Source organism: Niallia endozanthoxylica, from assembly GCF_008710145.1.
Taxonomy (GTDB): Bacteria; Bacillota; Bacilli; order Bacillales; family Cytobacillaceae; genus Bacillus_BD; species Bacillus_BD endozanthoxylica.
The window spans coordinates 1-7,215 of sequence record NZ_VYKL01000071.1; the positions used below are offsets into that span (position 1 = coordinate 1).

6 protein-coding genes and 2 pseudogenes are annotated in these 7,215 nt (G+C 35.9%); 2 read left to right on the forward strand and 6 right to left on the reverse strand.

Annotated elements, in window-relative coordinates:
* Positions 1–362 (forward strand): GIY-YIG nuclease family protein (locus tag F4V44_RS26550; protein ID WP_150442988.1); only part of this gene is annotated, 362 nt, incomplete at its 5' end.
* A 216-nt stretch (positions 363–578) separates the two neighbouring features.
* On the opposite strand, the gene F4V44_RS26555 is transcribed toward F4V44_RS26550, so the two are convergent.
* Positions 579–1,718 (reverse strand): NADH:flavin oxidoreductase, encoded by a 1,140-nt coding sequence (locus F4V44_RS26555; RefSeq protein ID WP_150442989.1) that lies wholly within the window; start codon positions 1,716–1,718, stop codon positions 579–581.
* Positions 1,719–1,776: 58 nt separating this feature from the next.
* A complete protein-coding gene (locus F4V44_RS26560) occupies positions 1,777–2,424 on the reverse strand; it encodes a DsbA family oxidoreductase (protein WP_150442990.1) in 648 nt (215 codons plus the stop codon).
* Positions 2,425–2,623: 199 nt separating this feature from the next.
* On the opposite strand from F4V44_RS26560, the gene F4V44_RS26565 reads away from it, so the two are divergent.
* Positions 2,624–3,475, forward strand: a complete 852-nt coding sequence (locus F4V44_RS26565; protein WP_150442991.1) for a LysR family transcriptional regulator — start codon at positions 2,624–2,626, stop codon at positions 3,473–3,475.
* A gap of 203 nt (positions 3,476–3,678) precedes the next feature.
* Here F4V44_RS26565 and F4V44_RS28080 read toward each other — a convergent pair.
* From F4V44_RS28080 to F4V44_RS26585, 4 genes and pseudogenes are all read right to left on the reverse strand, one after another.
* Positions 3,679–3,903, reverse strand: a pseudogene (locus F4V44_RS28080) (DNA/RNA non-specific endonuclease); the annotation flags it as partial.
* 129 nt (positions 3,904–4,032) lie between these two features.
* Positions 4,033–5,517 (reverse strand): vWA domain-containing protein, encoded by a 1,485-nt coding sequence (locus F4V44_RS26575; protein ID WP_150442992.1) that lies wholly within the window; start codon positions 5,515–5,517, stop codon positions 4,033–4,035.
* A gap of 74 nt (positions 5,518–5,591) precedes the next feature.
* Complete coding sequence (locus F4V44_RS26580) at positions 5,592–6,689, reverse strand: AAA family ATPase (RefSeq protein ID WP_150442993.1); 1,098 nt, start codon at positions 6,687–6,689, stop codon at positions 5,592–5,594.
* Positions 6,690–6,817: 128 nt separating this feature from the next.
* Positions 6,818–7,165, reverse strand: a pseudogene (locus tag F4V44_RS26585) (DUF6744 family protein); the annotation flags it as partial.
* Between the last annotated feature and the right edge of the window lie 50 nt (positions 7,166–7,215).

Consider the following 7,215-nt stretch of genomic DNA (forward strand, 5'->3'; position numbering starts at 1 on the left):
GTCATGCGTACCGGAAAGGTGCGCATTTTTATATTTCGGGCTTACGCTTTTTCTATAGTAATATTATCTTTGCTTCTGTTCCATTTCCTTTCGATGTCCATGCAATAATATTTTCAGAGGATGCACCGGCTTTAGAAAATGCACTTCATAAAATATTTCACAACAAAAGAGTTAATAAAGTTAATAATCGCAAAGAATTTTTCCGTGTTTCTTTAAAAGAAAATGAGCACGTTGTTCGTGAAAGTTACAATAAACCTGTTGAATTTTTAAAACTTGGGACAGCACAAGAATACAGAGAAACAATGATGATTGAAAAAGAGGAGTCTAAAATATATTCTTCGTCACTTTTAACTGTAAGTTAAATAAGTATTCCTGTTTGTTGTAGCTTTAAAATTTAAGACCTAATTCATAAAAAATCATATAAATAGAGGTTGATAAATATTAGTCATGGCTAATATTTATCAACCTTTTACTTTATTCAATAATCGCGCCCGATCGTTGAATAAGCAGTTCAAAAAAAGCGTTAATCCTTTTTGGATTAACTCACCATGTAATTTTTTTATAATACACAATGACAGCTATACTTGAGCTTCAAAATCTTTAATCTTAGCATTCGGGCTTAGTATCTTTTCCGACTTGAAATCAGCTATAGGTTCCCCAGCTTTCACCTTGTTTACCCAGTCATGGTTGGCTAACGCCCCCTTTCCTAAGGAAACCACGTCCGCCTCTCCTTTTCCAATCATTTCTGTAGCTGTTCCCGGATTCTCAAGGTGCCCATTCGCAATAACAGGTAAGTTGCTGTATTTTTTTGCTAACCTTGCAAGTGAAGCTCCACCATCTCCAAAAGCTGAATCGGTTGCGGTCGTGCCTTCTCCTTGTGGAAATGCTGGCTGCCATGCTTCATATTCCGTTACATGGATAAAATCAAGACCAGCCTGGCCTAGCTGACTAAAGATAACCTCAGCATCTCTTTCTTTTCCCTGCCACTTGTGTGAGTAATCATTGACTTTCCCTTGTGAAATTCGGATCCCAACGGTGTATTCCTGTCCAACAGCTTCCCGAACAGCTTTCGAAACTTCCACCAGTAAACGCAAACGATTTTCTGTAGAACCACCATATTCATCCTTACGCTGATTGGTATAATCCGTTAGGAACTGGTCTAATATATAGCCATTTGCCCCATGAATTTCAACTCCATCAAATCCAGCTGCTTTGGCATGTTTAGCCGCATTCACAAATCCGTTTATTACGTCTGTGATTTCTTCCTTTGTCGCTTCTCTTGGTGTTGGAAAAGCTCCTTTTCCTCCGTAAAACTCCATTTGTTCACCCTTTGGCGGAACAGCAGAAGGAGCAATCGTTTCATTCACAAAACGATTTCCTTGTGACAGTGCTCCTGCGTGCATGAGCTGTGCAAATATTTTAGCTCCAGCTTGATGAACAGAATCTACTACTTTCTTCCAAGCTTGTACTTGTTCATCATAAACAATGCCTGGTTGATTCAAATATCCTTGACTATACTTATCATCCGGATAAATTCCTTCTGTAATAATCAGTCCAAATCCACCACGGGCAAATGACGTATAGTATGAAAGCATTTGATCGGTTGCACACCCTTCTGGTGTAGCACTTGTCCGTGTCATTGGGGCAACTCCTACCCGGTTATCTATTGTTGTACTACCTAATGTCACTTTTTCAAACAACAAATCTTTATTTGCCATGAATTTAACTCCTTCCAAATTAAAAGCATATATAGTATTTTCCATTTCATTGAATGAATCAACATCCGTCAATGCCGCAAGTCATACCTTCTGTTAATATTTGAGGCTTTTGTTTATCCAACTCATTCTTAATGATTTGTTCAAGAGTTTCTTTAGAACGCACCCCAGCAATTTTAGTATCACCAATAATAAACGTCGGAACGGCAGTAATATTTGCTTCTTCATAAGCATGTTTCAATGCTTTTTTATGTGCATCTTTGTACCTTCTTGTTGTTAAAGCCTCCTTATATTCTTTTTCATTCAACCCTATTTCACCAGCTAACTTTGTTAGAACATTGATGTTGCTAATATCTTGTTCTTCTTGAAAAAAGGCACGAAGCATTCTGTCATTGTACTCATTCCCTTTACCTGTTTCCTTTGCATATTGATAACCCTCAAAGGCTAGGTGAGTATAGGGTTGAGGAGAAATTTTTGGAAGAACAATATCAATCCTCATTCGGTCAGCCATTGGATAAACTGATTGCTTCCAAGTATTTTGTAAGTAATTACCTTCCGGCTTTAATGTTTCATTTGGATATGGACGTAGCTCATACGGCATCCATTCTACTTCCACGTCTTTTCCTTCTATTGCTTCTTCCAGAGGATTTTCTGCCAAAAAACAAAAAGGACATACATAGTCTGAATACACCTTTATCTTTACCGTCATGCTTATTACCTCTTATTTATTATTTAAGCCGTGTTGCATGTATAACATATCCTCCCTTTTAAGGTGGAAACTAATTACATTAAACAGACTTTTGTATTTGTGTACCGTCCTAGTGTAAATCACCAGCTTAGTTTAGTAAAATAGATATAAATGAACATTTAATTCAGCAAAATCGATAATTAATGGAGGATGTAATTTCATGGAGCTTCGTCATTTAATAACTCTAAAGACAATTGTGGAGAAAGGAGGATTTAAAAAAGCAGCTGAACATCTTGGATACGCCCAGTCCTCTGTAACAGCTCATATTAAAGAACTGGAGGAAGAGGTAGGAAAACCATTATTTGATCGTTTAGGGAAAAAAGTTATTTTAACTCAATATGGTCATCATTTCCTTCCTTATGCTGTGAAGATAATAGAACTATATTCTCAAGCATTAAATACAAGTGATGAACCAACAGGTGATTTGACCATAGGGATATCGGAATCACTTACTATCGGTCGGATTCCATCTATTCTTCTCGAATATAGAATGTCTTACCCAAAAGTTAACCTTTCACTCAAATCAATAGAAAATTATCAGGTTACATCAACTCTTCAAAATGGGGACATTGATTTAGCTCTAATATTAGAAAAAGATGATTGGTCTCTTCCCGAGCTTAACTGTGAAATTTTAAAAAGAGAAAGAATGGTTTTAATAAGCCCTCCAAAGCAAGAAAACTCAAGAACTGTTTTATATACGGAAAGATCATGTAGTTATAAGTCTGTTTTTGATTACTATATAAAATTTAAACAAATGGATGTGAAAGGAAGTTTAGATTTCCAGAGTATTGAAGCAATTAAACAATGTGTTAAAAGTGGATTAGGGATTTCATTGGTACCCTATTTTTCAGTGAAAGAAGAATTAGAAAGTCAGAAATTACATGGAGAGGAAGTAGAACCAGAACATCCGGCTATTTCTACGTTCCTTGCATACCATAAGGACAAGTGGCTCTCTCCATCAATCAATAGTATGATTGCTTTAATAAAGAAACATTCTAAAAACTGGGATTAATTATAATAAAAAAGAGAAAAGTTCACCTGATGGTGTGCTTTTTGACTTCCTTCTTTTTTAAATAAACTACCTATTACCTGTGTACAGTCGCAGAAAAACAGAGTTGTCATTTTAATGGCTCTTTCTTATTTTGAACTACTGTACCACATATTTTAGACATATATATAATGTATGGTACATACAGTGTCAATCACTCAACCTAACTAACCTAAATTTAACACTGGATTACTCGTTATTGGCATACTAAAACCTGCTGCTTTTGCTTCTTTAATTGTCACTTGTCCATTACCGTTTGTATTTAGACTAATTAAATTTGTATATGAACTAGTTGAATCAGAAGACTAGCGGCCTGTTAAAACGAGTGATGCGTTTACTTCATCAAGGTTCACATTGAATGTATCAACAATCTCGATTACAATTAAATCATATCACTCCAAGGGCCATTTTCAAGCTAACGATGTCCGTTAGAACATTAAAAACAAAAATTTATAAAGACCTCGGGAATAATACTGAAGTCTTTATAAATTCTGAATGGATTTTAAAAATTTTAATATGTCTTAAATGCTAAATACTTCATCAGCTGCCAAAAAGTCATTAGCATTAATCACTCGATTAGAGAACTTCTGAACTGTTTGAACATCAGCTTCCCTGCCAATTAAAACGGAAAGACATTCAAACTTTTTCTTATCCTTTGTACGCCTGAATTCTTCAATGAATTCATCTGGAAGATTGGCTTGCCCATCTGTCACAAACACAATATCAGCTTTTTTAAATTGACTTTCCTTAATAAGTAACAATGATTGTCTCAAAGGGGCGTAGAAGTTTGTTCCACCGCCTAAAAAACTTTCAGCTAATTGAATAAGATCTTTAGTGGTATTATTCCCCTTGTGAAATATTTGTGTTGTCGCACCTATAGAAAACGTGATTAATGCAAAATCTCTTTTTTGTTTTTTTGCAATACTCATCAAAGCAAGAGCAAACCCTTTACTTTGAGTATCTAACTTTCTCATAGATCCAGATTGATCCAAGCATAAAATAATCGGCCCTTTCCCTAGTTTGTCCTTCCCTTTTTTATCAAACATCATAGTCTGTCCCTCTGCAAAACGCCTAATAAAATCAACCTTCGCCTGTGGCATAACCAGATTAGAAAGCTCAATTGGGAGTAAACGATCTACTTCATTTCCGATCGTTACGCCACTACGTTCAATAGAATCTCGATGTAAATGCTTCTGTTTAGCACGAGCAATCTTCGTAAACCGGTCGGCCCAATCAGCAATCTCTTTCATATTTGGACTTTTTTGTAGCATTTCAGCTAATTCAAATCGTTCCTTAAGTGGGACTCTTTCCATTTCACTTTTACCATCGCCTTGCCCCATTCCACTAATAAGCTTTTCCATCTTATCTTTACTGTCCTTTGCTTCAGCCACCGAACTTTTCAACATAGACTGAAGTTGATGGCCCGAACCATTCAGTTTTTCTTGAAGTTTTTCAGTTAACTGCTGCATGCTTTGTCTCAATTGCTGTTCAGCGTTTTCCTGCTCCTTTTTTTGTTGGTCTGACTGATTCCTTTCAGACTGTTGTTCTATTTGTTTCTGTTGTTGTTGAGCCTTCAAAGCCTGATGAATAGCTTGGTTAAAGTTTTTATCTTCAAGTTGTGGGTTTTGAATCCATTCCAATACCTTATTACCAAAAGAAATCGTTGAAAGGGCTGAAGAAACTTCATCAAACTTTGTATTTTTCCTGCACTCCTCAAATTCTTCATTTTTCATGATTGTTTGTATATAGGCTTGATTTGATGTTAATTCTTCTGGTATTTCTTCTAACAATTGTGGTTGGTGTTTATAAAAGGTGCTCCAAATATCTCCCATTAATTGAGAATACAACGGAAACACCATATCCCCCTTACTTTTCAATTCCTGTAGTCCTTTAGATTTACTTAGCAAACTATTAAACTGCCTTTTATCGAATGAATCAGCATTGACCGTCGGATTGTTATATACTCTCTCTCTTCGATTTAAATTCTTAATATTCATAAGGTCCATTTATTATCTTTCCTTTCTAAATTTATTTAAAAAACAGCCAGAGAAAATCTAATCTCTGGCTGTTTTTTGTTTTTTCACACATTCAGAATATTATTAGCTATTTCATCTGCAAATCCTCGGATGTTCGCACTTAGTTCTGGAATCATCGGATGTTGCTGCTGCTTATAGACTTCATCCAATTCATTTTGAATGGCTAAAAGTTTATTTCGAACCTCTATCCTCTCTTCTACTGAAGAATCTCTATTTATAGAAGTTTGTAATTCATTTACTTCTTGTTTTCTGTCCTCAATTAACTTTTGAAACTTGTCCTGTGCATTCTCTTTCACGATTTGTACGGTTACGTCTTTTTGTTCAATGGTTTCCCATAACGTGTTTTGTAACAGCATAATATCACTGCGCTCAACCTGCTGTCTTCCCTCCATAAATGCCTTTGCTTTCAAGAGTGACAAACTCTGTTTGAATCTCCGGTCAGATGGTCGAATCCCTTCATCTAAAAGGTCCAAACGGATTTCAACCAAAATCTGATACACTTCATATGGTATGTTCATCATATCGGTCATAAATTGATACTCCAACAATTCATTCATGGTCATAGAAGGAATCTCTATATGATCGGTGTTCCCCTGTAGCATAGAAATGAAATTTTGGGTGTCATTCACATACTTCACTTCAAAACGCAACAAGAATCGATCAAACAATGCTTCCAATCCTTCTCCCTCATCGGGATATTCATTTGAAGAGCCGATAACAGACATCAAAGGTGATTTTATAGGTATTTCACCGTTATAGAATAAACGCTCGTTTATTAACGTTAGTAAACTATTCAAAATGGCTGAATTCGCTTTAAAAATTTCATCTAAAAAGACAAAGTGAGCCTCAGGCAGTTTACTAGTTGTATTACGTTTATATATACCTTTTTCTAACTCGGTCAGGCTCAGTACACCGAACAATTCCTCTGGGGTAGAAAAGCGAGTGAGAAGCCACTGAAAATAGTTACAGTCCTTTATAATTTTGGAAAGCTCGGCTGAAAGGGCTGACTTACCTGTTCCAGCTGGACCGATTAAAAGCACATGCTGCCGCGCAAGAATAGCTGTCAACATGGCTTCAATTTCGTTTTCTCTTTCATAATATTTTTTGTTCAATGCTTTCTTAATTTTTTGGATTTTGTTCATCTATATCTCTCCCTTTTTATTTAAAATGAATTTCTTCCAAATAAAAAAGGAAAGAAACCACATTGGCACATAAAATATCCAAGTGTTTTCTTTCCTTTGGTTTTTCATTAAAAACAACTTTCCCTTTTTCATTTTGCCCTCTGCATAAGCGCTATCGATAAGTTTTTTAATTCACCTAAACTATCACTCAATAATTCAAGATCAAGATTAACCACGCTTTGATACTCATTAAATGTTTTTACTACCCGACGAGCTTCATTGAGGGTATCGGTGATTTGAGCTTTTCTAGGATCAGAAAAATGGATGATCGATTTACACTTAGAGATAGCAGAAATCATATCATCACGGAGCTTTTTATTTACCATTCCCCTATTGCTTTTCGTATCAAATAAAGGAACAGAAAAAGCTTCTGAACTATCCAGACGATTTACCAAGTCCACCACCGCATCTAAGCTGTCCTGGTGATTTCGTGGAACAAAGTAATACCGATAGGTAAGGCTTTGATGCTATCTCTACCTTTTCCCCC